This is a genomic window from Pseudomonas aegrilactucae (assembly GCF_019168305.1).
GTDB classification, from domain to species: Bacteria; Pseudomonadota; Gammaproteobacteria; order Pseudomonadales; family Pseudomonadaceae; genus Aquipseudomonas; species Aquipseudomonas aegrilactucae.
This window is the reverse complement of sequence record NZ_JAHTBI010000023.1, coordinates 72,577-99,486: the sequence shown is the minus strand read 5'-3', so window position 1 is coordinate 99,486 and position 26,910 is coordinate 72,577. Positions and strand designations below refer to the sequence as shown.

At 63.0% G+C, this 26,910-nt stretch carries 24 protein-coding genes; 18 read left to right on the top strand and 6 right to left on the bottom strand.

All coding sequences use genetic code 11. The annotated features are described in order from the left end of the window. The first annotated feature begins 68 nt into the window (after positions 1–68). The 4 genes from KUO17_RS07790 (at position 69) to xthA (ending at position 5,319) form a co-directional block, all read left to right on the top strand. Positions 69–1,490 carry a DUF6531 domain-containing protein gene (locus KUO17_RS07790; protein WP_217974792.1) on the top strand — a complete coding sequence of 474 codons (1,422 nt, stop codon included), beginning with the start codon at positions 69–71 and terminating at the stop codon, positions 1,488–1,490. Beyond that, the gene (locus tag KUO17_RS07785; protein WP_217974790.1) at positions 1,487–4,126 is read left to right on the top strand and encodes an RHS repeat-associated core domain-containing protein; all 2,640 of its coding nucleotides are present in this window, start codon (positions 1,487–1,489) and stop codon (positions 4,124–4,126) included. Before KUO17_RS07790 ends, KUO17_RS07785 begins: the two co-directional genes overlap by 4 nt. A gap of 13 nt (positions 4,127–4,139) precedes the next feature. Further along, complete coding sequence (locus KUO17_RS07780; protein WP_217974789.1) at positions 4,140–4,409, top strand: hypothetical protein; 270 nt, start codon at positions 4,140–4,142, stop codon at positions 4,407–4,409. Between the two features lie 97 nt (positions 4,410–4,506). Beyond that, a complete protein-coding gene (gene xthA / locus KUO17_RS07775; protein WP_217974788.1) occupies positions 4,507–5,319 on the top strand; it encodes an exodeoxyribonuclease III in 813 nt (270 codons plus the stop codon). A gap of 80 nt (positions 5,320–5,399) precedes the next feature. Here xthA and KUO17_RS07770 read toward each other — a convergent pair whose 3' ends face one another. Beyond that, positions 5,400–5,945, bottom strand: coding sequence for a hypothetical protein (locus KUO17_RS07770; RefSeq protein WP_217974787.1), 546 nt, complete (start codon positions 5,943–5,945; stop codon positions 5,400–5,402). 179 nt (positions 5,946–6,124) lie between these two features. Between KUO17_RS07770 and KUO17_RS07765 the strand changes: the two genes are divergently transcribed. Next, positions 6,125–7,435: a substrate-binding domain-containing protein gene (locus KUO17_RS07765; protein ID WP_217974786.1), complete on the top strand. Its 1,311-nt coding sequence runs from the start codon at positions 6,125–6,127 to the stop codon at positions 7,433–7,435. A 159-nt stretch (positions 7,436–7,594) separates the two neighbouring features. After that, positions 7,595–8,593, top strand: a complete 999-nt coding sequence (locus KUO17_RS07760; RefSeq protein ID WP_217974785.1) for a TerC family protein — start codon at positions 7,595–7,597, stop codon at positions 8,591–8,593. 38 nt (positions 8,594–8,631) lie between these two features. Here the strand turns inward: KUO17_RS07760 and KUO17_RS07755 are convergent, their stop codons facing one another. Next, complete coding sequence (locus KUO17_RS07755) at positions 8,632–9,861, bottom strand: acyl-CoA dehydrogenase (protein ID WP_217974784.1); 1,230 nt, start codon at positions 9,859–9,861, stop codon at positions 8,632–8,634. A 138-nt stretch (positions 9,862–9,999) separates the two neighbouring features. Here KUO17_RS07755 and KUO17_RS07750 point away from each other — a divergent pair, with 138 nt between their 5' ends. The 3 genes from KUO17_RS07750 (at position 10,000) to KUO17_RS07740 (ending at position 12,316) form a co-directional block, all read left to right on the top strand. After that, entirely contained in the window at positions 10,000–10,926 is a 927-nt protein-coding gene (locus KUO17_RS07750) for a LysR family transcriptional regulator (protein ID WP_217974783.1), read from the top strand. A 68-nt stretch (positions 10,927–10,994) separates the two neighbouring features. Next, positions 10,995–11,396: a MerR family transcriptional regulator gene (locus KUO17_RS07745; protein ID WP_163950105.1), complete on the top strand. Its 402-nt coding sequence runs from the start codon at positions 10,995–10,997 to the stop codon at positions 11,394–11,396. Between the two features lie 20 nt (positions 11,397–11,416). Next, positions 11,417–12,316, top strand: coding sequence for a hydroxymethylglutaryl-CoA lyase (locus KUO17_RS07740; RefSeq protein WP_217974781.1), 900 nt, complete (start codon positions 11,417–11,419; stop codon positions 12,314–12,316). Positions 12,317–12,852: 536 nt separating this feature from the next. On the opposite strand, the gene KUO17_RS07735 is transcribed toward KUO17_RS07740, so the two are convergent. Then, positions 12,853–13,377 (bottom strand): MgtC/SapB family protein, encoded by a 525-nt coding sequence (locus KUO17_RS07735; protein WP_217974779.1) that lies wholly within the window; start codon positions 13,375–13,377, stop codon positions 12,853–12,855. Between the two features lie 142 nt (positions 13,378–13,519). Between KUO17_RS07735 and KUO17_RS07730 the strand changes: the two genes are divergently transcribed. The 3 genes from KUO17_RS07730 to mapR all read left to right on the top strand — a co-directional run bounded on the left by KUO17_RS07730 (position 13,520) and on the right by mapR (position 16,742). Next, positions 13,520–13,759: a DUF3203 family protein gene (locus tag KUO17_RS07730; RefSeq protein ID WP_217974777.1), complete on the top strand. Its 240-nt coding sequence runs from the start codon at positions 13,520–13,522 to the stop codon at positions 13,757–13,759. Positions 13,760–13,880: 121 nt separating this feature from the next. Continuing rightward, positions 13,881–15,293 carry a cytochrome c oxidase accessory protein CcoG gene (ccoG, locus tag KUO17_RS07725; protein WP_217974775.1) on the top strand — a complete coding sequence of 471 codons (1,413 nt, stop codon included), beginning with the start codon at positions 13,881–13,883 and terminating at the stop codon, positions 15,291–15,293. A 39-nt stretch (positions 15,294–15,332) separates the two neighbouring features. Then, positions 15,333–16,742 (top strand): GntR family transcriptional regulator MpaR, encoded by a 1,410-nt coding sequence (gene mapR, locus KUO17_RS07720; protein WP_217974773.1) that lies wholly within the window; start codon positions 15,333–15,335, stop codon positions 16,740–16,742. Positions 16,743–16,785: 43 nt separating this feature from the next. On the opposite strand, the gene KUO17_RS07715 is transcribed toward mapR, so the two are convergent. Then, positions 16,786–17,406 (bottom strand): cell wall hydrolase, encoded by a 621-nt coding sequence (locus tag KUO17_RS07715; RefSeq protein ID WP_217974771.1) that lies wholly within the window; start codon positions 17,404–17,406, stop codon positions 16,786–16,788. Between the two features lie 218 nt (positions 17,407–17,624). Here KUO17_RS07715 and KUO17_RS07710 point away from each other — a divergent pair, with 218 nt between their 5' ends. Beyond that, entirely contained in the window at positions 17,625–18,056 is a 432-nt protein-coding gene (locus KUO17_RS07710; RefSeq protein ID WP_217974769.1) for a hypothetical protein, read from the top strand. 21 nt (positions 18,057–18,077) lie between these two features. On the opposite strand, the gene KUO17_RS07705 is transcribed toward KUO17_RS07710, so the two are convergent. Next, on the bottom strand, positions 18,078–18,338 hold the full coding sequence (locus KUO17_RS07705) for a type B 50S ribosomal protein L31 (RefSeq protein WP_217974767.1): 261 nt from the start codon (positions 18,336–18,338) through the stop codon (positions 18,078–18,080). 158 nt (positions 18,339–18,496) lie between these two features. Here KUO17_RS07705 and KUO17_RS07700 point away from each other — a divergent pair, with 158 nt between their 5' ends. The 3 genes from KUO17_RS07700 (at position 18,497) to KUO17_RS07690 (ending at position 22,499) form a co-directional block, all read left to right on the top strand. Next, positions 18,497–19,000, top strand: a complete 504-nt coding sequence (locus tag KUO17_RS07700; protein WP_217974765.1) for a sigma-70 family RNA polymerase sigma factor — start codon at positions 18,497–18,499, stop codon at positions 18,998–19,000. Continuing rightward, complete coding sequence (locus KUO17_RS07695) at positions 18,997–19,968, top strand: FecR domain-containing protein (RefSeq protein ID WP_217974763.1); 972 nt, start codon at positions 18,997–18,999, stop codon at positions 19,966–19,968. The genes KUO17_RS07700 and KUO17_RS07695 overlap by 4 nt, the downstream gene beginning before the upstream one ends. A gap of 107 nt (positions 19,969–20,075) precedes the next feature. Then, a complete protein-coding gene (locus KUO17_RS07690; protein WP_217974761.1) occupies positions 20,076–22,499 on the top strand; it encodes a TonB-dependent siderophore receptor in 2,424 nt (807 codons plus the stop codon). A 123-nt stretch (positions 22,500–22,622) separates the two neighbouring features. Here KUO17_RS07690 and KUO17_RS26925 read toward each other — a convergent pair whose 3' ends face one another. Further along, positions 22,623–23,618 (bottom strand): GNAT family N-acetyltransferase, encoded by a 996-nt coding sequence (locus tag KUO17_RS26925; RefSeq protein WP_341869592.1) that lies wholly within the window; start codon positions 23,616–23,618, stop codon positions 22,623–22,625. A gap of 181 nt (positions 23,619–23,799) precedes the next feature. Here KUO17_RS26925 and KUO17_RS07680 point away from each other — a divergent pair, with 181 nt between their 5' ends. Together KUO17_RS07680 and KUO17_RS07675 are read left to right on the top strand one after the other, a co-directional pair. Further along, positions 23,800–26,214, top strand: coding sequence for a membrane-bound PQQ-dependent dehydrogenase, glucose/quinate/shikimate family (locus tag KUO17_RS07680; protein WP_217974760.1), 2,415 nt, complete (start codon positions 23,800–23,802; stop codon positions 26,212–26,214). A gap of 5 nt (positions 26,215–26,219) precedes the next feature. Continuing rightward, complete coding sequence (locus KUO17_RS07675) at positions 26,220–26,864, top strand: TetR/AcrR family transcriptional regulator (protein ID WP_217974759.1); 645 nt, start codon at positions 26,220–26,222, stop codon at positions 26,862–26,864. Positions 26,865–26,910 lie beyond the last annotated feature (46 nt).

The following is a 26,910-nucleotide window of genomic DNA, read 5'->3' as shown; positions in this document are numbered from 1 at the left end:
ATCTTAATGATAATCAATAGCGATTATTTGCTATCAAGACGCCTTTCATCCCTTGCAATGGACTCTGCATGAAAGCAGTCACCCTTCTACTGGCGTGCGCCCTCGTCTTCGAGGCGGCCTATGCCGACGATACTGGGGGCGTTGCCCCTCCTGCACCGGCGACGCCTTCGCCGCTGGCCCCGGCAACCGACAGTTCTGGCCCCCTTGCAGCGACAGAGCCGGTCGAAAGCCTGCCACCTCCCGAGGAGCCTGCAATACCAACCGAACCGGTGCAGGACCGCCCTCCTTTTGAAGCGGAGCATCCCAGTACGGGCTACTACCCCGACTACTTCAATGACCCGGAACAAAACCTGGGCGCGCCGGACAGCAGCAATTGCGCAGGCAACCCCATCACCCTGTCCACCGGCAACAAGTTCCAGAACGAAACCGATATCGCGAGCTTTCGCGTAGATGCGCTGCAATTGACACGCTTCTACAACAGCCAGCGAAAGGTGCACTGGACCCACACCTACTCCAGCTACATCCGGTTCCATTCGTGGGGTTTGAAACTGATCATGCCTGACGGCCAGGCCATGCAGTTTGTCTATTCGGCGGACCGCAAGAGTGCAACATCGCCCGCGACCGCGCAGGGTCATTTCAAGAAAGTTGGCGATACCTGGGAATATCGCGACATGCAAAAGGATACGCGGGCGTATGACGCAAAGGGACGTCTGATCCAGTGGCGCGGGCACTCGGGCTACGCCTGGTCGATCCGCTATGACAACCTCAACGCCATCGTCACCGACAGTTACACCAATACCCTCACCCTGATGCATGACAGCTATGGTCGCTTGCAGACAGCAAGCACTTCGGCCGTGACAGTGCGCTATGCCTACGACAAAGCCGGACGTCTGCTGGCTGCCACACGCGACTTCGGCACCGTGCAGAAAAAACGACAGTATCACTACGAAGATCCACGTTTTGTGCACTACCTCACCGGGATCACCGATGAACGAGGCATTCGTTTCGCCACCTGGACTTACGATGGTAGCGGGCGGGCCAACAGCAGTGAGCATGCGGGCGGAACCGAACGGGTGGCCCTGCGCTATGAGAATGGCGGGCCTACGGTACTGACCAATGCGCTGGGCAAGGAATCGGTGCACCACTTCACCGTGGTCAAGAGTGTGAAGCGTACCGTGCGCGTGGAAGGCAAACCTTCTCCCAACTGCGCCATGAGCGATGCCTACTTCAATTATGACGATGCCGGCAACCTGGTTGAGCGAACAGACGAAAATGGCGTGAAAACACGCTACGCCTACAACGCCCTGGGGCTTGAGACCGCACGTACCGAAGCCTATGGCACCCCCATCGCTCGAACCATCACAACGCAGCGCGACAGCGATGGTGTATTGCCGATCAGCATCACCGAACCTGGCAAAAAAACCGTGCTCCGCTACGACACGCAAGGACGCCTGGTCGAACAGTCCATACAAGGAAGTGGCGCGCAATGAAACGGATGAACCTGCTCCCGGCCGTGTTCTGCATGGCCGTCACCAGCCAGGCGGTTGCCGCCTCGCCAACCACTTCCACACAGTACGCTTACAACGCCCAAGGTCAGATAACACGTATGGACGGGGCCGATGGCGGCACGTTCAGCTACGACAGCAAGGGTAATCTGACGTCCTGGACGCTACCCAGTGGCGAAGTGTTCAAGTACTTGAACTACACGACTGCCGGCTTGCCAGGCTCCATTGTCAGCGGTCCCGCCGCCTGGGATCTGACCTATTCGGCCGACGGCGAGGTTACCCAGTTGCTCAGCCGCAGTAATCCGGTCGTGATCAGCACTATGGCGTACAACGCCTCAGGCGATCTCACCCGGCTATCGCACCCTGACGGAAGTGCCCTTGAGTATGTTTACGACGATGCCCGACGCCTGAAAAGCCTGATCAACGGGCTTGGCGAAAAGGTACATTTCACCCGGGATGCTGCCGGCAATCTCACAACGACGACCTATACAAGGACCAACGGCAGCGTGACCGCAGTTGATCGTGCCAGATACGACGAAAAGAACCGTCTGATTGCCGACGAACAGTCGAGCAACAAGTTCCAGACGTTCGAGTATGACCTGGCCGGCAACCTGAAAAAGCACACCGATGCCTTGAACCAGGTGACTCACCTTGAAGTCGACGCCCTCGGCAGAAAAATCCGCAGCACCGACCCCGCCGGCGGCAGCATCGAGACCCGCTACGATGCTCAAGGGAATGTTGCCAGCATCACCGACGCTCGTGGCTTGAAGACCAGCTATCTGTACGACCACATGAATCGCGTCACTCAGATCGACAGCAACGATGCAGGCCGACAGCAACTGGCCTATGACGCCCGCGGCAACCTGGTGCGGCTCACCAATGCAAAGGGTGAACAGGTCGACATGACCTACGACACCCAGGGTCGCTTGCTGCACAAGCGCTACCCCTCGATGCCATCACAGGATGTGCAGTATGTCTACAGACCTGATCAGGTCCAGACGGATGTGATCACCGTCGACACGACTGAAAGCTACTACAGCTACGACAAGCAGCGATTGCTGATCCAGTCATCTTCTTTTGTTGATCCGTCCGGCAAACGAACAACCGTCGGCAACCAGTTCAACTATGATCGCGCAGGCCGTTCCACTGGCTGGAGCGGCCCATCGGGGAAGGTGATTTACACGCGTGACCAGGCTGGACAAATTGCCAGTATCCACTATGAGTTCAACAGCAAGACCTACAGCGTCGCCAAGCAAGTCAAGCACCTGCCATTCGGGCCGGTCAGTGAAATTGTCTGGGGTAACGACAGTGTGAGCAATCGGTACTACGACCAGAAGTACCGATTGACTGGAATGTCTGCCGGCAAAACCGGCGGGAGCTTCAGCTACGATGCCACCGGCAAGCTGACGAACCGCAAGTTGCCAGGCAGTAGCCAGAGCTACACCTACGATGCCCGAGGTCAGTTGCTGACTGAAACAGATGGCACTACGCGCACCGCCTACACATATGACGCCGCCGGCAATCGTACCCAGGCCAGGAAAACCAACGCGCAAACAGGCGCACTCCTCAACCAGCAGACACTCGCCTACGCCAGCGACAGCAACCGCGTCATCGGCAAGGACGGTGTTGCACTGCGCTCCGATGCAAACGGCAACCTGGTCGACGTCAACAATGGTCGAGTGTACATCTATAGCGCCGAAAACAGGTTGCAGGAGGTGCTCGACAAACAGAACCGGAAGATTGCCAGCTACCTCTACAACGCTGCGGGCCAACGCAAGGTCGCCTACAAGTTCTCGGCACCCTCGACAACCCCAAGCTACGCAACGCACTACTCGTACAACCAGAACGGCCAACTGATTGCACGCCAGGAGTACGACAGTGCTGGCAAGCTCAGCCGAGCCGCCACCTGGATCTGGATCGATCAGCTTCCGGTTGCCCAGGTGCTGCTTGAAGGGTTCAACCTTGCCACACCTCGAGTCTCGGTCTTCTACTTGCACGCCGATCCGCTCAATACACCGCGCATCGCCACTGATCGCTTGAGCAATATGGCGTGGTTGTGGGCATCAGACGGTTACGGCAACACCCCGCCGCTTGAACTACCGAGTGCGGACAGCCCGGCGCCAAGCCTGATTGCGCTGCGTTTCCCCGGCCAATACGATGAGGTTGAATCTGCGCTGTATTACAACTACTTCCGTGACTACAACCCGGACATCGGCCGCTATATGCAGAGTGATCCGATTGGCCTTGCGGGGGGCATGAACGTATTCTCCTACGCTGGCGGCAATCCCACGTCGTTTGTCGACTTGCTGGGGTTAGCGATGAGCGGCCAGGGGACGTCAAGTGCGGGGCCAGGCGGTTTTCCGCAAGGCGGCCTGGACAATCGAGCGGGGCCTGCTGGCAAGACTGTCGCACAGAAACTCGTGGATTATGTGGTGAAGAGCGGGGTCAAGGCAGCGGCACAAGCGGCTGCCAACTCGTTGATGGCGGGAGCCGGCCACTACGTGAACCAACCCTATATCGCGGGTGTAAAGCTGGCTTTGTACTCAGAAGGTCTCGGCGGCTGCGACGGTAATGGCAACTGTTCCGACACCCGTGAACCCCCTTATCAATGTCGCCCATGAAAAGGTTTCTGCGATGAAAATCAACTATGCGCATAAGGGTGTCAGTGCGCTGTGCATGAGCCCCTCCATACTTGTCAGCCTCTTGATAATGCCGAGCTCGCACATCCTCATCTCCCTGCCTGCCTGCTTGCTGGGGCTTGCACTATGCGGTATCGCGTATTACCGCATTGTGGAACGGCCAATGAACAGCCGTTTCTCCACCGGTCAGCGCTACCTGATCCTGTTTGCGGCCCAACTGCTGTTCTGGTACTCCGTCGTCAAGGTGAACGCGCGACTGTTGTAAACCCGACTGGAAACTCAGTGTGTCAGTCAGCATCCCTGGCTGACACACTGCCCCGCATCAGCTAGCATTCCCGATTTGCTCAGGATTGCGCCCTCCCATGAAGATCGTCTCGTTCAACATCAACGGCCTGCGCGCCCGCCCCCACCAACTGGCCGCGCTGATCGAGAAGCACCAGCCAGACGTGATCGGCCTGCAGGAAACCAAGGTGTCCGACGAGCAGTTCCCGCTGGCCGACGTTCAAGCACTGGGCTATCACGTGAATTTTCACGGGCAGAAAGGCCATTACGGTGTTGCACTGCTGTCGCGCCAGGCCCCACTGAGCCTGGTCAAGGGCTTCAGTACCGATGAAGAAGACGCCCAGCGGCGTTTCATCTGGGGCACCTTCGCCGATGACCACGGCAACCCGATCACCCTCATGAACGGCTACTTCCCCCAGGGCGAAAGCCGCGACCACCCCACCAAGTTCCCGGCCAAGCAGCGCTTCTATGAAGACCTGCAGGCCCTGCTCGAAACCCAGTTCAAGAATGACCAGCCGCTGGTGGTGATGGGTGATGTGAACATCTCGCCCGAAGACTGCGACATCGGCATCGGCCCTGACAACGCCAAGCGTTGGCTCAAGACCGGCAAGTGCAGCTTCCTGCCCGAAGAGCGCGAATGGATGGCGCGCTTGAAGAACTGGGGCCTGACCGACAGCTTCCGGCACCTGTACCCGGAGGTGGCTGACCGCTTCAGCTGGTTCGACTACCGTAGCCGCGGCTTCGAGGACGAGCCCAAGCGTGGGCTGCGCATCGACCTGATCATGGCCTCCCACGGGTTGTTGCCACGCATCAAGGCGGCCGGGGTTGACTACGATCTGCGTGCGATGGAGAAACCGTCCGACCATGCGCCGATCTGGCTTGAGTTGAGCTGACAACGCTGACCCTGCAGGGCACGGTGGGTTGTCAGCCTGGATGGTTTGACGGCACACCTCCAGGGTGCAGACCGCAATACCTAACGCACATGCATCGAACTGATCGCGGTCTTGTCCGCGTCGCGGTACTGCTCGGCGCTCATGTCTTCCAGGTTGTCGACCAGCCGCTCGTAGCGCTCAACCGACTGGCACGCCAGTAATTCCTTGATACTCGGCCCCGGGCTGTCCGGATCGTCCTCCTGGCGCTGGTCCTTCAAGCTGTCGCAACGCTGCTCGCTTTGCTCCAGCAACACCTTGGCCTCTTCCAGGTGCCTGGCCTGCGCGTTCTGCGCCTGCTCGAGCGAAGCCTCGGCCTGCTGCTGGCGAATGTCCTGCGCCATCTCGATAATGTCGTCGGCGTCCTTGCCATGCAGCGCCTTGGCCAGGCTCGCGCGGTCCAGGCCATACTTGCCGCGTACCACCTCCAGCGCCTGCTGGTACTCGACACGGTCCTCGAACGCAACCTCGTGCCCCACCTGCCCGCTGCTGTCGGCAAACTGGACCTCGCTGGAACTGTCGATTTCGCGACTGCAACCCAGGCACAACGCAACTGACGACGCCACCAACAACACGCTGAACATGTGCACGACAGACCCTCCCCTGACAGGTGATCACGCGTCAGAAACAACTGCGCCCTACCTCTACCTGAGCGTATCTCACGCCGGCAGAACCACCACTGCAACAGCGTCCATCCGGCCGTCATCGTTTGGTCATCAGCCTGTCTTAATCTGCGCCCACCCCTCTCAAGCCAAGAGCACACCCCGGCATGTTCCGACCCCTCTGTCTGCTGCTCGGCCTGCTGCCTGCACTGTGTGGCGCCGAACCGACCAGCCTGCGCCTGCAAGGCTCCAATACCGTGGGCAGTGTGCTGGGGCCGGCGCTGGTGCGCGGCCTGCTGCAGGCAAAAGGCGCCCAGGCGATCCAGACCCTGCCCGGCGCCCAGCCCAACGAGGTCTGGGTGCAAGGCGTCACGCCACAGGGGCAGACCCTGCGGGTGAGCATCGCCGCGCACGGTTCCAGCACCGGCTTTGCCGCGCTCAAAAGCGGCGATGCAGACCTGGCTGCCACCTCGCGCCCGATCAAGGACAGCGAACAGCAGGCGCTCAGTGCTCTGGGCAACCTGAAAGGCGCCGACGCCGAACAGGTCATCGCCCTGGACGGGGTGGCCGTCATCGTGCACCCGGACAATCCGTTGCCGCAGCTGAGCACCACGCAACTGGCGCAGATCTTCGCCGGCCGCATCACCACCTGGGACGCACTGGGCGCGGGCACCGGGCCGATTCACCTGTACGCCCGCGATGATCGCTCCGGCACCTTCGACACCTTCAAGACCCTGGTGCTGGATGCTCACCAACTGCCACTGGCCGACAGCGCCAGGCGCTTCGAGTCCGGCGAGCAACTGGCCGATGAGGTCAGCACCGACCGCCAGGCCATCGGTTTCAGCAGCCTGGCCTCGGTGCATGCCGCCAAGGTGCTGGCCATCGTCGACGGCACCTCCCAGGCCATGCTGCCCAGCCCCGCGCTGGTGGCCAGCGAGGACTACCCGCTGTCGCGTCGCCTCTACCTGTATCTGCCGCCCGGCCAGCGCAACCCGCTGGCCCGCGCCCTGGTCGAGTTCGCGCAGAGTGCACAGGGCCAGGCCATTGTCGCCAGCAGCGGGTTTGTCGCGCAGCAGGTTCGTCCCGTACAGGTACAGGCACTGCCCGACATGCCGGCCGCGTACCGCCAACTGGCCGGCAATGCGCAACGCCTGAGCGTGAACTTTCGCTTCCAGGAGGGCAGCGCCAGCCTGGACAACAAGGCCTTGAGGGATATACAGCGGGTACTGGGCTACCTGAGCGAGCACGACAAACTGGACGACAAGGTGGTACTGGTGGGTTTTGGCGATGCCAAGGATGACCCCGCACGTGCTGCCTTGCTGTCACGCCTGCGCGCCATGGCGGTCCGCCGCGAGCTGGTGCGCGCAGGCGTGGCGCTGCGCGAAGTTACCGGCCTGGGTGGACAGATGCCGGTGGCCGCCAACACGGGCGATCAAGGGCGGATCAGAAATCGCCGCGTGGAGGTCTGGGTCTACTGACGCACGGGGAATGAGACAACAATTGTTACAGCCTCCAACCTCATACAGCCCTGCAGGCGACTAGTCTTTGAAAAGTGACACCGGGCCCCTCTGACGGCTGACCGCCGCCATGTCGGAGTCACAGTTGTTTCATACAACTACGACTATCAGGAGGGGCTCATGAGCGCTCTGCCGTTATTTCTCTTCGACGATTTTCTGGGCACGGCCGTCTGGCTGTGGCTGGTCTTCATCACGCTGGTGGTGGCCTTGCTGGCCTTCGACCTTGGCGTGTTGCACCGACGCCCGCACGACATCGAAATGCGCGAGAGCCTGCTGCTGTATGCGGCCTACTTCAGCGTAGGGCTGCTGTTCGGCGGCTGGGTATGGCTGGAGCTGGGGGCGCAAAGCGCACTGGAGTTCTATACCGGCCTGCTGGTGGAGCAATCGCTGTCGATGGACAACGTGTTCGTCATGGCGATGATCTTCGGCTTTTTCGGCATCCCGCGCCGCTACCAGCACCGCGTGCTGTTCTGGGGGATTCTCGGGGTGGTGGTGCTGCGCGCCCTGATGATCGGCCTAGGCAGCGCGCTGGTGCAGGAATTCGACTGGATCCTGTACGTGTTCGGCGCATTTCTGCTGTTCACCGGCATCAAGATGCTGTTTGCCCGCCACGAGGCGCAACCCGACCTGGCGGGCAACCCGGTGATCAGGTTCGTGCGTCGGCACATGCGCGTCACCGATGATTTGCACGGCTCGCGGTTTTTCGTACGGATCAAGGTCGCCGGCCAGCACACCGCGCTGCTGTATGCCACGCCGCTGTTTCTGGCGCTGGTACTGATCGAACTGGCCGACCTGGTGTTTGCGGTGGACAGCGTGCCGGCGATTCTGGCCATTACCCAGGACCCGTTCATCGTCTACACCTCCAACATCTTTGCGATCCTGGGGCTGCGCGCGCTGTACTTCGCCCTGGCCGCGCTGGTGCACCGCTTTGTGTACCTCAAGTACGCGCTGGCGCTGGTGCTGATCTTCATTGGCGGCAAGATCTTCCTGCACGGCTTTATCGGCAAGATACCGGCGCTGGTGTCGTTGTGCGTGACCTTCGGGCTGCTGGCCGGTGGGGTGCTGCTGTCGCTGTTCAAGACGCGCGCCACCCAGGGGGAGGTCAGCCGGGTGGAGTAGCGTGCTCAGCGCGGCGATGCCATCACCGCGCTGCAGGGTCACTGCCCGCTGCGCAGCATCTCCCTGGGTACATACTTGCCCACCTCGTACTTGCCGATCGCGGCCCGGTGCACTTCGTCGGGCCCGTCGGCCAGGCGCAGGGTGCGCTGCATGGCGTACATGTATGCCAGCGGGAAATCGGCCGACACCCCTGCCCCGCCATGCATCTGGATCGCCCGGTCGATCACCCGCAACGCCACGTTCGGCGCCACCACCTTGATCTGCGCAATCTCGCTGCGGGCCACCTTGTTGCCCACCGTGTCCATCATGTACGCGGCCTTGAGCGTCAACAGCCGGGCCATGTCGATCTCCATGCGCGAATCGGCGATCTTGTCGAGGTTGCCGCCCAGGCGCGCCAGCGGCTTGCCGAACGCGGTACGCGCCACCGAGCGCCTGCACATCAGCTCAAGCGCCCGCTCGGCCATGCCGATCGAACGCATGCAGTGGTGGATACGCCCCGGCCCCAGACGCCCCTGGGCAATCTCGAAACCACGCCCTTCGCCCAGCAGCACATTGTCGTAGGGTACCCGCACGTTCTCGAACAGCACCTCGGCGTGCCCGTGCGGGGCATCGTCGTAACCGAACACCGGCAGCGGGCGCACGATCTTCACCCCGGGCGTGTCGGTGGGCACCAGGATCATCGAGTGCTGCTGATGCCGCGGGCCGTCCGGGTTGCTCAGGCCCATGAAGATCATGATCTTGCAACGCGGGTCGCAGGCGCCAGAGGTCCACCACTTGCGACCGTTGATCACCCACTCGTCACCGTCGCGCACCGCACGCGCCGCCATGTTGGTGGCGTCGGACGAGGCGACGTCGGGCTCGGTCATGGCGAACGCCGAGCGGATATCGCCGCGCAACAGCGGCTCCAGCCACTGGCGCTTCTGCGCTTGGTTGGCATAGCGCACCAGTACCTCCATGTTGCCGGTGTCGGGGGCCGAGCAGTTGAACGGCTCGGGGCCCAGCAACGAACGCCCCATGATTTCGGCCAATGGCGCATATTCCAGGTTGCTCAGGCCGGCGCCCTGTTCCGAATCCGGCAGGAAGAGGTTCCACAACCCTTCAGCCCTGGCCCTGGCCTTGAGCGCTTCCATGATCGCGGTCGGCTGCCAGCGATCACCTTCTGCAACCTCGCGCTCGAACACCGCCTCGGCGGGATACACATAGGCGTCCATGAACGCGGTAACACGTTCGCGCAGCGCCTGGACCTTGGGTGAATAGGCAAAATCCATGGGCAGTACCTTCTTCGGAAAAGGGATCTGGATTCGATGCTAGATCACCGGGCAAAATCCACCTAGCCTATTCTCGCCGTGTATAAACATTCATAACCCATATATGATCAGGCCATAACACCTACAAGAGCGGCGCCCATGAACCTGAGCAAGGTCGACCTGAATCTGTTCATCGTTTTCGATGCGATCTACACCGAAGCCAACCTGACCCGCGCGGGGCAGATCGTCGGCATCACCCAGCCAGCGGTCTCCAACGCCCTGGCGCGCCTGCGTGAAACCTTCAACGACCCGCTGTTCGTGCGTACCGCCCAGGGCATGGTGCCCACGCCCATGGCGCAGAACATCATCGGCCCGGTGCGCAATGCCCTCTCGCTGTTGAGGGTATCGGTGCAGGAAAGCCGCATCTTCAACCCACTGCAGGCGAACAAGACGTTTCGCATCAGCATGACCGACCTCACCGAGGCGGTGGTGCTGCCGCCGCTGTTCCAGCGGCTGCGCCGCCTGGCCCCGGCGGTGATGATCGAAAGCTTCCTGTGCAAGCGCCGCGAGACCACCAAGGAACTGGCCGCCGGACGCCTGGACTTTGCCGTGGACGCACCGCTCAACACCGACCCGCAGGTGCGCCACGTCAAGCTGATGCAGGACGCCTATGTATGTGCGCTGCGCCAGGGCCACCCCATGGCCAAGGACAGGATCAGCCTGGACGAATACCTGGGCATGACCCACATCCATATCTCCAGCCGACGCAACGGCCTGGGCTATGTCGACCTGGCGCTGGGCAAGCAGGGGCTCAAGCGCAAGATCGCTCTGCGCTCGCAGCATTACCTGATGGCCTCCCAGGTGCTGCAGCAGACCGACATGGTGATGACGGTGCCGGAGCGCTTTGCGCGGCGCCACCAGCTCAATTACGTGAGCCTGCCGGTGGGCGACGTGCCGCCGCTGGAAACCCACCTGTACTGGCATGAAAGCACCGACCAGGACCCGGCCAACCGCTGGATGCGCGAGCAGATGATCGAACTGTGCCAGGCAGTGGTGGCGCAGGACGAGCGCGACGCCCGGGGCTGAATGGCTGCTTGACGTTTACGTCAAGCAGCCAGTAGCTTAGCCACATGCCCCCTTCCCCGAGCCACGCAATGAGCAGCCAGACCTACAGCATCTCCGACCTCTCCCGCGAGCTGGACATCACCACCCGCGCCATTCGCTTCTACGAGGAACAGGGCCTGCTCAGCCCCGAGCGGCGCGGCCTGGAGCGCGTCTATTCAGCGCGCGACAAGGTCAGCCTGAAGCTGATCCTGCGCGGCAAGCGCATCGGTTTCTCGCTGGCCGAATGCCGCGAACTGATCGAACTCTACGACCCCACCAGCGGCAACCAGAAGCAGTTGCACAGCATGCTGGCGAAAATCGCCGAGCGCAGGTCACAGCTCGAACAGCAACTGCTCGACATCCAGCAGATGCAACTGGAGCTCGACACCGCCGAAGAGCGCTGCCAGCAGGCGCTGGCCACCACCCTGAACAACCAGATCAACGGCCACTGAGGCCCACAGGAACCCTTGCCATGTCATTGCCCACCCACGTGCGCCTGGTCGAAGTCGGCCCGCGCGACGGCCTGCAGAACGAAGCCCAACCCATCAGCGTGGCGGACAAGGTACGCCTGGTGGATGACCTGACCGAGGCCGGTGTCGCGTACATCGAAGTCGGCAGTTTCGTCTCGCCCAAGTGGGTACCGCAGATGGCGGGGTCCGCCGAGGTGTTCGCCCACATCCGCCAGCAACCCGGTGTCACCTACGCGGCGCTGGCGCCCAACCTGCGCGGCTTCGAAGACGCGCTGGCGGCAGGGGTGAAGGAAGTGGCCGTGTTTGCCGCGGCTTCCGAAGCGTTCTCGCAACGCAACATCAACTGCTCCATCAGCGACAGCCTGCAACGCTTCGTGCCGATCATGGACGCCGCCCGCCAGCACGGGGTGCGGGTGCGCGGTTACATTTCCTGCGTGCTGGGCTGCCCGTACGAAGGCCAGGTCAGCGCCGAGCAGGTAGCCCCGATCGCGCGCGAACTGCGTGACATGGGCTGTTACGAGGTATCACTGGGCGACACCATCGGCACCGGCACCCCCGGCGCCACCCGCCGACTGTTCGAGGTGGTCGGGGCACAGGTGCCACGCGCCGAGCTGGCCGGGCATTTCCACGACACCTACGGCCAGGCGCTGGCCAACGTTTATGCCAGCCTGCTTGAAGGGGTCAACGTGTTCGACAGCTCGGTCGCAGGCCTGGGCGGTTGCCCCTATGCCAAGGGTGCCAGCGGCAACGTGGCCAGTGAGGACCTGCTGTACATGCTGCAGGGGCTGGGCATCGACACCGGGATCGACCTGGACAAGCTGATTGCGGCCGGCCAGCGCATCAGCGCCGCACTGGGCCGGGCCAGCGGCGCGCGGGTAGCGCGTGCGCGCAGCGCGCGGTAACACAGGTGCGGTAACAGCCAGGGGCCGGGGCGAGTGTTACCGCCCCCACACCTGACAGGAAAATTCCGGGTAACACGGAAACAAATCGGCATAATTTCCCGAGGTTGTTTTTTCACATTTCAAGCAAACCATTGATTTTATTGAGTTTTAAAAAGTTGGCACGGCACCTGCTATATCATTCGTACAAGAACAATAAGAAATGCGAAACACCCAATAAAAATAAGACGTAACGGCTCTGACATAACAAAAACAACACGGCAGAGGCGAAGCTAACAGATTTTTTTGAAGTGGATGGCTTTTCGGGGGCGTGCCCCGCGACCTGACAGAGAACAATAAAACTACCCCAAGGTAGCGCCCGTCTCGGTTGGATCAGCAATGATGAAAGTCGATCAGCGCTCAAAAAAAATACGTTTGCTCTTGACCCCGCATGGGGGTCGCACAGCACCAAGAGGCACGGGTCACCAAAAACAACAATAGACCACCCTCCAATAATAAAAAGAGCACGCAACAAACTTTGAGGGGAGCTTAGGCTCCCCTCAGTGCTTCTCGTCTTCCGGATCTTGCCGGGGCTTCTCGGTTTCCAGCCGATCGACTACCCACGGCATCACCCCCAGCACCAGCAGCGCGAGCACCGTGCTTATCAGCGCCGTGGCTTCTCGGCCCATGCCGGTCGCCACACCGATCGCCGCCGTCATCCACAACCCGGCCGCCGTGGTCAGGCCTTTCACATGCCCCGCGTCGCCATCCTTGCCTTTGAGAATGGTACCGGCGCCCAGAAAGCCGATACCGGCCACGATCCCCTGCACCACCCGGCTCAAGGCCGCATCGTCGGCGCCCGCCATACGTGGCACCAGCACGAACAGCGCCGCACCGATGGCCACCAGCATATGCGTGCGCACGCCCGCCGCCTTGCCCTTCATTTCACGCTCGAAGCCCAGTACAGCCCCCAACAGCGCCGCCATCAGCAAACGTACCGTCACTTGCGTGAGTTGCCTGGCATCGGTGATGTCGGCGAACTCCGCGATCAGGGTCGACCCGACTTGATGCCACCAGGCGTCCATGGGCTATATCCAGATTGAAGGGGTTAAAGGGTGGACAACGGCGGTGCCGACAAGTGCGCCCATGACCGCTTATCAGTTGCACCCAGCAACCTGACCTGCGCCGGGGTCACAGCAACAGGAGCCCTGCACAGAGGAAGCGGCCATGCCCATCGAAATCGACGAAGCCACCCAGCGCTGCACCCTGATCGCCGAAGACCTGAACATCGAAGGTGAAGCCGGTGAGGTGACCATCGTTACCGACGAACGCCTGCGCATGTCGGTGGCCACCCTCGCCGGCCAACGCGTACCGATCACCGAACAGGAAGCCGATGCGCTCACTGTGGCCGGTGCGGTGGATGGTCGCAGGCATTTGAAGACCACCGAGGAGGGCTCGATTATCTAAGGGCTGCAGGGTTTCGACAGGTCATCTGATACGGTTTTAATACAGATACCTGAACCTGTTATGCAAACAGATGGGGCGCCATAGTGCTCTGGCCTGATCGAGGCCTGATGAGCGACGAACCATGAGCGAACGCATCCCCGTCCAGATCGTTGAAATTGCCGAGCCTTCCCCCTTCAAGAAGAAGGCCGCCAGCAGCGACAGACATATCCATACCCGCAGCTTCACCGGCTTGTTTCGAAACCTGCGCCTGGCGGGCGCGGGTTTTCTGTTTCTGCTGTTCTTCGGCACCGTGTGGCTGAACTGGGACGGACGACAGGCCGTGCTGTGGGACCTTGCCGACAGCAAGTTTCATATTTTCGGCGCCACCTTCTGGCCGCAGGACTTCATTCTGCTGTCGGCGCTGCTGATAATCTGCGCCTTTGGTCTGTTCGCCATCACCGTGTTTGCCGGCCGGGTATGGTGTGGTTACACCTGCCCGCAAAGCTCGTGGACCTGGGTGTTCATGTGGTGCGAAAAAATCACCGAGGGCGAGCGCAACCAGCGCATCAAGCTCGATGCCGCGCCGTGGGGCCTGAACAAACTCGCCAGACGCTCGGCCAAGCACACCTTGTGGCTGGCCGTCAGCCTGTTGACCGCGCTGACCTTCGTGGGCTACTTCACGCCGATCCGGCCGCTGACCGAAGCGCTGCTCACCTTGCAACTGGGCGGTGTAAGCCTGTTCTGGATCCTGTTTTTCACCGGTGCCACCTACATCAACGCCGGTTGGCTGCGCGAAGCGGTGTGCATGCACATGTGCCCCTACGCACGCTTCCAGAGCGTGATGTTCGACAAGGACACCCTCACGGTGGCCTACGACCCGCGCCGCGGCGAATCGCGCGGGCCGCGCAAGAAGGACGCCCACCACAAGGCCCAGGGCCTGGGCGACTGCATCGACTGCCACCTGTGCGTGCAGGTGTGCCCCACCGGTATCGACATCCGTGACGGCCTGCAGATGGAATGCATCGGCTGCGCCGCGTGTATAGACGCCTGTGACAGCATCATGGACAGGATGAACTACCCGCGCGGGCTGATCGGCTACAAGTCCGAGCACACGCTGCAGGGGGGCACCACCCACTGGATGCGCCCGCGCCTGCTGGGCTACGTGACCGTGCTGGTAGTGATGATCGGGGCGCTGATCATTGCCCTGCAGCAACGCCCGATGGTGTCGATGGACGTGATCAAGGACCGTGGCCTGTTCCGCGAGAACGCCCAGGGGCAGATCGAGAACATCTATACCCTCAAGGTCATCAACAAGACCCAGCAGCCCCAGACCTACCACCTGCGCCTGGTGGATGCCGACGGTTTCGAGCTGCATGGCAAGACCACATTCAGCCTGGCGGCGGGCGAAATGAGCGAGGTGCCGGTGTCGGTGGCGATGCTTGCCGAACGTGCGCCCAGCAGCTCCCAGGACATCAGTTTCGAGCTCATCGACAGCGACGATCCGAATGTACGCAGCCTGGCGCGCAGCCGGTTTGTCGCACCGTTGAACCGCTGATCACATACACTCCGCTGAATCAGACTGCCCAGAGCCATGATGAAACGCTACGAGAAATTCGCCGACGACATTGCCGAGCTTATCCGTTCCGGGGTACTCGGCCCGGGCCAGCGCGTGCCGTCGGTGCGCTATGCCAGCCAGACCCACGGCGTCAGCCCGTCCACGGTGTTCCAGGCGTATTACCTGCTGGAGCGTCGTGGGCTGATCCGAGCCCGGCCGCGTTCGGGCTACTTCGTCAATGCCCATGCGCCGCGCCAGTTCAGCGAACCGCAGGTCATCGAGCAGGCCAGCGAGTCCACCGAGGTGGATGTCAGCGAGCTGGTGTTCTCGATCCTCGACTCGATCAAGGACCCGCAGACGGTCGCCTTCGGCTCGGCCTTCCCCAGTCCCCACCTGTTCCCGCTGCCGCGCCTGGCGCGTTCGCTGGCCAGCGCCAGCCGCGAGATGGACCCGCGCATGGTGGTCACCGACCTGTCGCCGGGCAACCCGCAACTGCGTCGCCAGATCGCCCTGCGCTACATGGTGGGTGGCTTGATGTTGCCCATGGAGGAGCTGCTGATCACCAACGGTGCGCTGGAGGCGTTGAACCTGTGCCTGCAGGCGGTGACCGAGCCGGGCGACCTGGTGGCCATCGAGGCGCCGGCGTTCTATGCCTGCCTGCAGATCCTGGAGCGCCTGAAACTCAAGGCCGTGGAGATTCCGGTGCACCCGCGCGAGGGGATCGACCTTGGGGTGTTGGCGCAGACGCTGGAGCGCCACCCGGTCAAGGCCGTGTGGTGCATGACCAACTTCCAGAACCCGGTCGGCGCGAGCATGCCGGAAGAGAAGAAAAGGCAACTGGTGGAACTGCTGCGCGAGCATCAGGTGCCGCTGATCGAAGACGACGTGTATGCCGAGCTGTACTACGCACAGCAGGCGCCCAAGCCGGCCAAGGCGTTCGACACCGAAGGGCTGGTGATGCATTGCGGCTCGTTCTCCAAGAGCCTGGCGCCGGGTTACCGGATTGGCTGGGTAGCGGCTGGGCGCTATGCGCAGAAGATCGAGCGGCTCAAGCTGATGACATCGCTGTGTGCCTCGATGCCGGCCCAGGCGGCGATTGCCGACTACCTCCAGCATGGGGGGTACGACCGTCATTTGCGGCGCTTGCGCTATGCGCTGGAAGAGCAGCAGAACGCCATGCTGGCGGCGATTGCCCGGCATTTCCCGGCGCAGACGCGGGTGAGCCACCCCAGCGGGGGTTACTTTCTGTGGCTGGAACTACCGGAGCAGATGGACTCGCTGAAGTTGTTCCAGATGGCGCTGGCGCAGGGCATCAGCATTGCGCCGGGGCCGATCTTTTCGCCTACGCGGCGGTTTCGCAACTGCATCCGGCTCAACTACGGCAGCCCATGGACCGAGCAGTCGGAACAGGCGATGGAAACGCTGGGGCGCATTGTGCGGTCGTTCTAGAAGACAGGCGCAACGGCCGCCGGCCTCATCGTTCGATTCGCGATCAGCGCGCATCCCCCCCACGCGGCTTGTAGAACAGGAACTTCTCCGTCTCGGTGGTCTTCACATACTTACTGGCCCAGTCCGGCGATACCCTGCGGTCGTGAAAATACATCGCGCCGCGGGTGCGGTCGGTCAACTGCTGGTTCAGCGCCTTGCGCGCAATCTCCTTGGCCAGGGTGTACTGCACCGCTTCCTCGACATCGTCCGAGCGCCCATCGCACCACCATGAAAACTGGCAGGTGCGCTCCTTCACCCCCTGCTTGACCACGTCGCACACCGTGTCCGGAAACCCTTCATGCCCCAGCCGGTTCATCACCACGCTGGCCACCCCTTCCATGTCCGCCGCCGCGCCGCCCTTGGACTCCCAATAGAGGGTGCGCGACAGGCAGGTGATTGCATCATCCAGCGAGGCCGCACCCTTGGGGTCAACCGCCTGGACCTCGGTGCGGGTGATCGCTTCCCCCTTCGGCACGCTGGCCGCATCGCCCTGCTCGGCCGCCTTGTGTTCCAGCACCTGAGCCTTGTCTTCGGCCACCTGAGCAGGGGGTGCTGCCCAGGCCACGCCACAGTGCACACCACCCAACACCACGAGCAAGCAGTAAACCGCAGCAACTGAGCGCATGACCGAGCCTTCTTGTGAGCCTCTGATTACTGCACAGTAGCTGCATCCGCAGCTTCGCGCCGCCCTACCCCAGCGACGCCGGTGGGCAAGGACTATCGCAATACCCAGAATGTACGGCGCTTCATGCCGGCCATCTCCCCCCAAAAGTACCCACAACCCGCCCCCGGCTGGTATTGTGCGCCCTTGAACACCTACCGCATGACTGTGAGGAAATAACGTTGAACGCTGATGCGAACATGACCGGCGACCTGTTCGAAGTCGACAAGCGCCTGGGGCTCAAACCCGTGGTCGACTTCAACACCTACCTGGGCGCCGCATTCGCCGACGGCGCCTGCGCCTGCAGCCGTTGCCTGGAGAACCAAGGCGACGAAAGCGGCTACGCCTACGCCCACACCTTCGACTTCCAGGGCCAACTGACCCACCGCCGCTTCGCCACCACCGCCGCCAGCGACGTGCTGATGGCGCTGAAGAAAGCCTGGCTCTCATACACCAAGGCCGAACTGGAACTCACCGGCCCGCTGGACATGGACACCCTCAAGGCCTTCGTCGAACCCCAACTGCACAAACGCCTGGTGCCGCTGCTGCTCGCCAGCGGGCTGGCCAACGAGGTCGAGGGGCAGCTGGTGCTGCAGGCACAAGCCGCCGCCTGATCCCCCCTGCGTGGCGGCGTGTCAGTTGCCTTTGCCGGCAAAACCAGCGAAGCGCTTGTTGAACCCCGCCACACGCCCTTCCGACTTGGCCTTGCGCTCCTGCCCCGTGTAGATCGGATGCGAGGCGCTGGACACATCCAGCGCCACGTAGGGATACGTCACGCCATCACTGTGGGTAAAGGTCTTGTCGGTATTCGCCGTCGAGCCGATCAGCCAGAACGCATTGGCGCCGACATCATGGAACAGGACCGAACGGTAATCAGGATGAATGCCAGGTTTCATAAAGGCCTCTTTCGTGGAATGTTATACAGTAACCAAATGTAGATGATATTGGTTCCTGTTTCAACACCCATCGAGAAGCCACCCTGCACAGGCTACACACGCACGCATCCACCCTGTAGTATTGAGAACAATTCACATTCACTTCAGGTCGTTCACGGGTGCATACGCCTTCTTCCAAGCTGGGCTTTTTCTTCAGCGACCATCATCGTTGGCTGCTGCAGCATATCCAGAAGCGCCTGCGCAACCGCGCCGACGCCGAGGACACGGCGGCCGAGGCCTTCTGCCAGCTGTTAGTTGCACGGGTCGACCCGGACAGCATCGAGCAGCCACGCGCCTTCCTGTCGACCATTGCGCGCCGGTTGATCTTCGACCGCCATCGCCGGCGCCAGCTGGAAAACGCCTACCTTGAACGCCTGTCGAGCCTGCCCGAGCAGCTGGCGCCCTCCCCCGAGGAACAACTGCTGCTGGTGGAGGCGCTGGTGGCGATCGACCGCGCCCTGGCTGGCCTGCCGGCCATCGTCAAGGCGGCCTTTCTCTACAGCCAGCTCGACGGCCTGAGCTACGTCGAGATCGGGCGCAAGCTCGAACTGTCCGAGCGCACCGTCAGCCGCTACATGAAGCAGGCGCTGCGCCAGTGCTATCTGGCCGAGGTGGCGCCGTGAGCACCCCGCACCTGGACCGCGCAGGCGAACAGGCCATCGACTGGATGGTGCGCCTGAGCGCCGACCGCAACGACACCCGCCTGCATGCCCGTTTCGACGCCTGGCTGCACAGCGACCCGGCGCATGCGCAGGCCTGGAGCCGTCTGCAAGAGCGCCTGGGCGGCTCGTTCGGTACGCTGCGCGCGCTGGACAAGCGCCTGCCCGGCCAGGCGGGGGAAGCCCGCCGCCTGCTGCTGCAGCCCGGCACTACGCGCCGCGACGTGCTGCGTGCCATCGGTGGGCTGGGCCTGCTCGGTGGCGGCCTGTGGCTGGCCGCCCGCAGCGACGCCGGCAGCGCACTGATGGCCGACCTGCACACCGGCAGCGGTGAGCGACGTGACTTCGACCTGGCCGACGGCAGCCACCTGAGCCTGAATGCCGCCAGCGCCGTGGACCTGCAGTTCGACGCCCGCCAGCGCCTGGTGATCCTGCGCCAGGGCGAGTTGGTGATCCAGGTCGCACCCGACCCGCAACGGCCCCTGCGCGTACGCACCGTGCAAGGTGAAGTACGCGCGCTGGGCACCCGCTTTCTGGTCAGCCAGCAGGCTGATGTCACCCGCGTGGTAGTGCTGCAGCACGCCGTGCGCGCACGCCTGCATGACGGCACCGAACTGGACCTGCAGGAAGGCCAGGCCGCCCTGCTGCACCCCCAGCGCATCGAACGCCTGGGCGGTAACGAGCGTCATCGTGCCGACTGGCTCAACGGCCACCTGAACGTGCTCGACGACCCGCTGGAGTCGGTGGTGCAAGCCTTGCGCCCCTACTGCCGCGGCTATGTGCGTGTCGCCCCGCAAGTGCGCCACCTGCGCGTGCAGGGCGTATTCCCGCTCAACGATCCGCAACGCAGCTTCACCGCACTGGCCGAAACCCTGCCGATCCAGGTGCGCCAGTACGGCCCATGGCTCACCCTGATCAGCCCAAAACCCTGAACCGCACAGCGGCCCGAATATTTTTATGAAAAACAATCGCATTTGTGTCCGGTTTTCATTTCTCGTCACACCTATCTCCTGACTGCCAACATAATCAGGAGAATTCCGTGCTCAACCCTTGGTCCCGCGCCCTCCCCGTCGCCATCGCCCTGACGACCCTGAGCTGCGCCGTCGCTGCCCAGCAGCAGGTGCTTGCGTTCAACCTGCCTGCCGGCCCGCTGGCCAGCACGCTGAATGCCATCGCCAGCCAGAGCGGTCAGATCGTCTCGCTCGACCCTGCCCTGGTGCAGGGCAAGCAGGCCCCGGCCGTTCGTGGCCAACTGAGCGCCGAACAGGCCATGCGCGCGGCATTGGCCGGTAGCAGCCTGCAACTGCTGGTCACCGGCAGCGGCCACTTCAGCGTGGTACAGGGCCTGGAGGCCGACGGCGCGCTGGAACTGGGTGCCACCAGCATCACCGAGCAGCGCAACCTGGCCACCACTGAAGGCTCGAACTCCTACGCGGCGCGAGTCACCACCATCGGCAAGGGCGAACACAGCCTCAAGGAAATCCCGCAGTCGGTCAGCGTGATGACCCGCAAGCAGATGGACGACCAGGGCCTGACCAACCTCAAGGACGCCGCCAACCAGACCACCGGCCTGGTCGGCCAGCAGGGCGTGGGCAAGGGCATGATCCTGATGTCGCGGGGCTTTCAGATCGACGACTGGCAGTACGACGGCGTACCGATCCCGCGCAACACCTACTCGCTGGGCAACTGGGCGACCCAGGACCTGATCTTCTTTGACCGCATCGAGTTCCTGCGCGGGGCCTCGGGGCTGCTGCAAGGCACCGGCAGCCCCGGTGGCGCGATCAACCTGGTGCGCAAGCGCGGCCAGGACAAGCCCACCGTGACCGTCACCGGCAAGGCCGGCTCGTGGGACCACTACGGCCTGCAACTGGATGCCGGCGGCCCGCTGAACCAGCAGGGCACGGTCCGCGGGCGCTTCGTGGCCGACGAAGACCAGAGCCAGTCGTTCATCGACTACGAGTGGAGCAAGACCCACTCGCTGTATGGCGCACTGGACGTCGACCTGAGCCCAGACACCACCGTGGGCGTTGGCATCAGCTACTCCGACAACACCTCGCGGCCGATGCTGCGCGGTATCCCGCGCTACGCGAACGGCAGCCAGGCCAATGTGCCACGCTCGACCTACACCGGTGCGCGCTGGAACCATTCGGAAATCGACGTGACCACGGTGTTCGCCGACATCGATCACCGTTTCAACGACGACTGGAAAGTGCATGCGGCTGCGGTGTACATGACCGAAGACAACAACTCGCTGCACCAGCGGGTGCAGACCGCGCTCGAAGGGCTGAACCCCGACGGCAGCGGTGTCCAGTATGCCGACTGGTACACCGACTTCGACTCCACCAAGGTCGGGCTGGATACCTACGTCAACGGTCATTTCGAGGCGTTGGGACTGCAACAGGAACTCACCGTAGGCGGCAACTATTCCCAGCTCAAGACCGACGATGTTTTCGCACGCACCTTTACCAACGACGACAACATTTTTGCTATCGACCACGATCGCCCCAAACCCAGCTACGACAGCCTGATGCGCAACGGCGGACGCGCCACCGCCAGCGAATATGACATCCGCCAGAAGGGCGTGTACGGCAGCTGGCGCGTCAAGCTGGCCGAGCCGCTGACCGTGGTGCTGGGGTCGCGGGTGAGCTGGTACGACTTCCGCTACTCCGATGTGGTTACCCGCAACAACGTGGTCTCGGTCAATCAGCCGAGCATCATGACCGAAACCGGCGTGGTCACCCCGTATGCCGGTATCGTCTACGACCTGACCCAGGAATGGGCGGCGTACGCCAGCTACACCGATGTATTCGAGCCGCAGAGCAATCTCGATGCATCGCATTCGGTACTCGAGCCGATCATCGGCAGCAATTACGAGGTGGGCCTGAAGGGCGAGCTGATGGATGGACGGGTCAATACCTCGTTCGCGGTGTTCCGCTATGACCAGAAGAACCGCGCCATACAGGACACCGCGTCGGACTGCGGTACCGGCAGTTGCTCGATCGCTTCCGGCAAGGTCCGCAGCCAGGGCATCGAAGCCGAAATCAGTGGCGAAGTACTACCTGACCTGCAAGTGTTTGCCGGGTACACCTACAACACCACCACCTTCATGAATGATCCAGAGAACGAAGGCAGGGTCTTCAACCAGTGGACGCCCAAGCACATGCTGCGCGTGTGGAGCGACTACCGCTTGCCGGGCGACTGGAGCCGCGTGAGCGCGGGCCTGGGCTTCAGCAGCCAGAGCCATACACTGGGCTACGAGCGCACGTACGAGGTACCGGGTTACACCGTGTGGAACGCGCGCGTGGCGTATCAGCTGACGCCTGAGGTGAGCCTGGCAGTGAATGCCAACAACCTGTTCGACAAGCACTACATCGCCTCGGGCTACAACCAGCTCGATGGCAACAACAACTACGGCGAGCCGCGCAACATGATGTTCAGCGTCAAGTACACGCCTGAGTTCTGAAGCACCCACAGCAGGGGCTGCGTTGCAGCCCTTCGCTGGCAAGCCCCACAGGTACTGCGCCGCTCTTGAAACCGGCGACAATCCTGTGGGAGCTGGCTTGCCAGCGAAGGGCTCAACACCATTTCACCTGATCAACACCTTCGCCATCACGAGGGTCCGCTCCTCCCCCTCCACCACCTCGCGCACCACGACATACCCCAGGCGCGCATAAAACGCCTGCGCCGTCAGCGAAGACGGCACCCGCAGCGTCTGTACCCCCGCCACCCGCGCCAACGCCTCGATCCGGTTCATCAGCACGCGCCCAATCCCCAACCCTTGCCGCCCAGGCGCCACGAACACCGTGCGCACCACCTCCCCATCGAGGCTCGCCGTCCCCACCACTTCACCCGCCACCTGCGCCACCAGCACCTGCCGGCACGTCAGCAAGCGGGCGACCGCCTCGGGCGAGAAACTGACCTCGACCCGCGCGATGACTGCCGGCGAGTAGTCCTGGCTGTTGGTCTGGCGCAACGCTGCAATGATCACCTGGCTGACCGCCTGGGCGTCGTCGGCATGGGCGTCGCGTACCTCACACTGTGCGGGTGGGTTCGCCCGCACCTTGCGCTCGAAAATCCAGGTGTCATGTACCCCATGCCACGGCGTGTCGCGCACGCCTTCCACCACCCGCAGCACCTCGAAGCCCAAGGCCCCGGCCAGACGGTGGCTGGGGCCGTTGACCGACGCCGCGGTGAGCTGCAACGTGCCAAAGTCGTGTGCGGCCAGCAACGCGCGAATGCCCTCGGCCATCAGCCCCTGCCCACTGAAGCGCACATTGGCCCAGTAACCCAGCACGTGCTCACCGCCACTGCCGGGGTGCAGCCCCACGCACCCAATGATCGCCGCCTGGTCAGGCGTGAGGATGAAATAGCGCTTCTCGCCCTGCACCTGCGCATGGTCCAGCAGCGCCTGACGCAGGTTGTTGCGCGTGTCCTGCAGCGCCGGTGCCGCCTTGGCCCATGGCAGAAAAGGCTGATGCGACGCAAAACTGTCGATCAGCGCCTGATTGACCCGCTCGGCCAGCGCCGCGTCGGGCAACACGATGATCGTCCTCTGCGTACTCGCCACCCCTACCAGCCCCATGTCCTCGCTCCCTGAATACTCGACCTGTCCGGATGATTGTCACAAATAATTTCGTCGGTGCGACATTTTGTCTTTCATTGATTCGGGAACAGGTTCAAAATGAAACTGTACCGTACAGTACCAATCATGAATCCACGCCCCCATGCCCGCGCAGCTGGGGTCGTGTCATGGACCCTCAGGAATGAAAAACACAGAACATCCCGGGGCACCCGCCTCGTCTGCTACTCGTCTTGCCTTGCTCATTTTCGGCGCCCTGCTCGGGCTTAGTGGCCTTGCCCTGGCCATCGGCGGCCTGCGCCTGATCAGCCTGGGCGGCTCGTGGTATTACCTGCTGGCAGGTGCCACCCTGCTCGGTGCCGGGGTGCTGTATGCCCGGCGCAAAACCCTCGGTGCCGGGTTGCTGGCGCTGCTGTTCGGCGCCACTGTGCTGTGGTCGCTGTGGGAAGTCGGCCTGCGTTTCTGGCCGCTGGTACCCCGGCTAGCGCCCTTCCTGGTGATCGGCCTGGTGGCCGGCGCACTGCACCCGCAACTGACCCGCGGCCGCCACCGCACCGCGAGCCTTGCCTGCGCTGCGCTGTTCGCCGTGGCATTGATCGCTGGCGGGGCGTCCACCTTCGTCCCGCATGGGGTGATGCACGCCAACCGGCAACCGGTGCTCGATACCCCGGCGGCCAGCGCCGCCACGGCGCAGGACTGGCAGCACTACGGCAACAGCCCCAAGGGCACCCGTTTCACGCCCCTGGACCAGATCAACAAGGCTAACGTCGACCAGTTGAAAGTGGCCTGGAGCTACCGCACCGGCGAGATCGCCGAAGGCGCGTCAGAGTCGCAGAACACGCCGATTCAGGTTGCAGACACGGTGTACACCTGCACCCCGTTGAGCAAAGTCATCGCGCTGGACGCCGACACCGGCAAGGAGCGCTGGACGTTCGACTCCAAACCGACCAACGACAAGACCTGGAACCGCTGCCGCGGCCTGGGCTATTACGAGCCGGCCAAGGTCACCCAGCCGTTCCCGTTCGCTGGCCGTGCGCCGACGCCACAGGCCACTGGCAGCGCCTGTAGCCGCCGTATCGTGCAGGTCACCCTGGATGCGCGGCTGATCGAGATCGACGCCGACACCGGCAGGCCCTGCGAGCACTTCGGCGACAAGGGCTCAGTCGACCTCACCCAGGGCCTGGGCCTGGTCGACGAAGGCGTGCCGTACTACGCCTACACCTCCGCCCCGACCGTTGCGCGCAACCTGATCATCCTGGGCGGCTGGGTGTTCGACGGCCGCTCCACCGACGAGCCGTCGGGGGTTGTGCGCGCCTTCAGCGCCGACACCGGCGAACTGGTGTGGGCCTGGGACCTGGGCAACCCGGCGATCACCAGGCTGCCGCCCGAGGGCCAGACCTACACCCGCAGCACGCCGAACATGTGGTCTACCCCGGCGTTCGACGACGAACTGGGGCTGGTCTACCTGCCCACCGGCAATCAGCAACCGGACTTCTGGGGCGGCAATCGCCCGCCGCTGACCGAGCAATACTCGTCGGCCGTGGTCGCCCTGGACATGGCCACCGGCCGTGAACGCTGGACCTTCCAGACGGTGCACCACGACATCTGGGACTACGACGTGGCTGCGCAACCGGCCCTGTACGACGTGCCGGATGGCAAGGGCGGCAAGATCCCCGCGCTGATCCAGCTGACCAAGCGCGGGCAGATCTTCATGCTCGACCGGCGCACCGGCCAGCCCATTGCGGATGTGGTGGAAAAGCCTGTACCGCAGGCCCACGCCGAAGGCGACTGGGTGGCCAGGACCCAGCCCTACTCGGTGGGCATGCCGGCGCTGGGCGCCGAGCCACTGACCGAACAGGACATGTGGGGCGCAACCTTCTTCGACCAACTGATGTGCCGCATCAACTTCCGCCAGCTCAACTACCAGGGTGAATTCACGGCCCCGAGCACAGACGAAACCCTGATCTACCCGGGTTACTACGGCGGCTTCAACTGGGGCGGCGCAGCCATCGACGAGCGCAGCGGCTACCTGTTCCTCAATGACATCCGCATCCCGCAGGTGGTCAAGCTGGTCAAGCGCGAGAACGTCGACCTGTCGCACCTCAAGTCCGGGCATGGCGTGGGCAGCACCTATCCCATGGACGGTACCCCGTTCGTGATCGACCACAAGGCCTTCAACTCGCCCCTCGGTATTCCCTGCCAGAGCCCGCCGTGGGGTGTGTTCGCAGCGATCGACCTGAAGACCCGCCAGCAGGTCTGGGAGCGCCCGGCCGGTACGGTGCAGGATGCGGTGATCAACGGCGTGCGCGCCAACCTGCCGATCCCGCTGGGCATGCCGACACTGGGCGGTGGCGTGAGCACGGCGGCCGGGCTGGTGTTCTATGCCGGCACCCAGGACTTCTACCTGCGCGCATTGGATATCGCCACGGGCGAGCAAGTGTGGAAGGGCCGCCTGCCCGTCGGTGCGCAAGCCACGCCGATGAGTTACGTGTCGCCGCGCTCCGGGCGCCAGTACGTGGTGGTGGTGGCCGGCGGTGCGCGCCAGTCTCCAGATCGCGGGGATTACGTGATAGCGTACGCGCTCCCTGACAAAGAGTAGCGCTCATGACCCGGTTGCACCGTGCCCCAACTTCCCCCACAGGCAGAAGTCTGGAGCGGCGGCGCAACTTGCTGGTGACCGCCAGCGAGCTGTTTCTGGAGCACGGTTACGATGGTGTCAGCATGGACGCCATCGTTGCCGCTGCAGGCGGCTCCAAGGCCACGATCTACCGCTATTTCGGCAGCAAGAACGACCTGTTGGTGTCGGTGGTGGAGTACCTGTGCGACGACTTCATCATCGACCTGCGCCAGCTCGATACCAGCACGGCAGGGCTGGCCGAGGGGTTGCGCCTGATTCTCGACCAGTTGGTGGCGGTGGTCACCAGCCCGCGTCACGTGGCGTTCTACCGGTTGGTGGTCAATGGTACGGCGCACGTCCCCGAAGTGGGCCAGACCTGGTACGAGCATGGCCCACAGGTGTGGCATTCGCTGATGTTGCGCCTGCTGGAAGATCAGCGTGCACAGGGCACGGTCGCGGCGGATGCATCGTTGTCGGAGTTGCCGCATGTGCTGTTCGATGCGCTGTTTTCACACCTCACCACGCGCACCGTGATGCTCGGGCAGCACTGCACGGCACAGGCGTTTCGACCGATGATCGACGAGTTGACCGGCCTGGTGCTCAGGCGCCTGCAGCAGAATCCGGCAGTGTAACTGGGCTGCGTTGCAGCCCTTCGCTGGCAAGCCAGCTCCCACAGGT

Coding starts and splice junctions, on each gene's coding strand:
- KUO17_RS07790 (WP_217974792.1), top strand. CDS start 69: ATGAAAGCAGTCACCCTTCTACTGGCGTGCGCCCTCGTCTTCGAGGCG.
- KUO17_RS07785 (WP_217974790.1), top strand. CDS start 1,487: ATGAAACGGATGAACCTGCTCCCGGCCGTGTTCTGCATGGCCGTCACC.
- KUO17_RS07780 (WP_217974789.1), top strand. CDS start 4,140: ATGAAAATCAACTATGCGCATAAGGGTGTCAGTGCGCTGTGCATGAGC.
- xthA (WP_217974788.1), top strand. CDS start 4,507: ATGAAGATCGTCTCGTTCAACATCAACGGCCTGCGCGCCCGCCCCCAC.
- KUO17_RS07765 (WP_217974786.1), top strand. CDS start 6,125: ATGTTCCGACCCCTCTGTCTGCTGCTCGGCCTGCTGCCTGCACTGTGT.
- KUO17_RS07760 (WP_217974785.1), top strand. CDS start 7,595: ATGAGCGCTCTGCCGTTATTTCTCTTCGACGATTTTCTGGGCACGGCC.
- KUO17_RS07755 (WP_217974784.1), bottom strand. CDS start 9,861: ATGGATTTTGCCTATTCACCCAAGGTCCAGGCGCTGCGCGAACGTGTT.
- KUO17_RS07750 (WP_217974783.1), top strand. CDS start 10,000: ATGAACCTGAGCAAGGTCGACCTGAATCTGTTCATCGTTTTCGATGCG.
- KUO17_RS07745 (WP_163950105.1), top strand. CDS start 10,995: ATGAGCAGCCAGACCTACAGCATCTCCGACCTCTCCCGCGAGCTGGAC.
- KUO17_RS07740 (WP_217974781.1), top strand. CDS start 11,417: ATGTCATTGCCCACCCACGTGCGCCTGGTCGAAGTCGGCCCGCGCGAC.
- KUO17_RS07735 (WP_217974779.1), bottom strand. CDS start 13,377: ATGGACGCCTGGTGGCATCAAGTCGGGTCGACCCTGATCGCGGAGTTC.
- KUO17_RS07730 (WP_217974777.1), top strand. CDS start 13,520: ATGCCCATCGAAATCGACGAAGCCACCCAGCGCTGCACCCTGATCGCC.
- ccoG (WP_217974775.1), top strand. CDS start 13,881: ATGAGCGAACGCATCCCCGTCCAGATCGTTGAAATTGCCGAGCCTTCC.
- mapR (WP_217974773.1), top strand. CDS start 15,333: ATGAAACGCTACGAGAAATTCGCCGACGACATTGCCGAGCTTATCCGT.
- KUO17_RS07715 (WP_217974771.1), bottom strand. CDS start 17,406: ATGCGCTCAGTTGCTGCGGTTTACTGCTTGCTCGTGGTGTTGGGTGGT.
- KUO17_RS07705 (WP_217974767.1), bottom strand. CDS start 18,338: ATGAAACCTGGCATTCATCCTGATTACCGTTCGGTCCTGTTCCATGAT.
- KUO17_RS26925 (WP_341869592.1), bottom strand. CDS start 23,618: ATGGGGCTGGTAGGGGTGGCGAGTACGCAGAGGACGATCATCGTGTTG.
- KUO17_RS07680 (WP_217974760.1), top strand. CDS start 23,800: ATGAAAAACACAGAACATCCCGGGGCACCCGCCTCGTCTGCTACTCGT.
- KUO17_RS07675 (WP_217974759.1), top strand. CDS start 26,220: ATGACCCGGTTGCACCGTGCCCCAACTTCCCCCACAGGCAGAAGTCTG.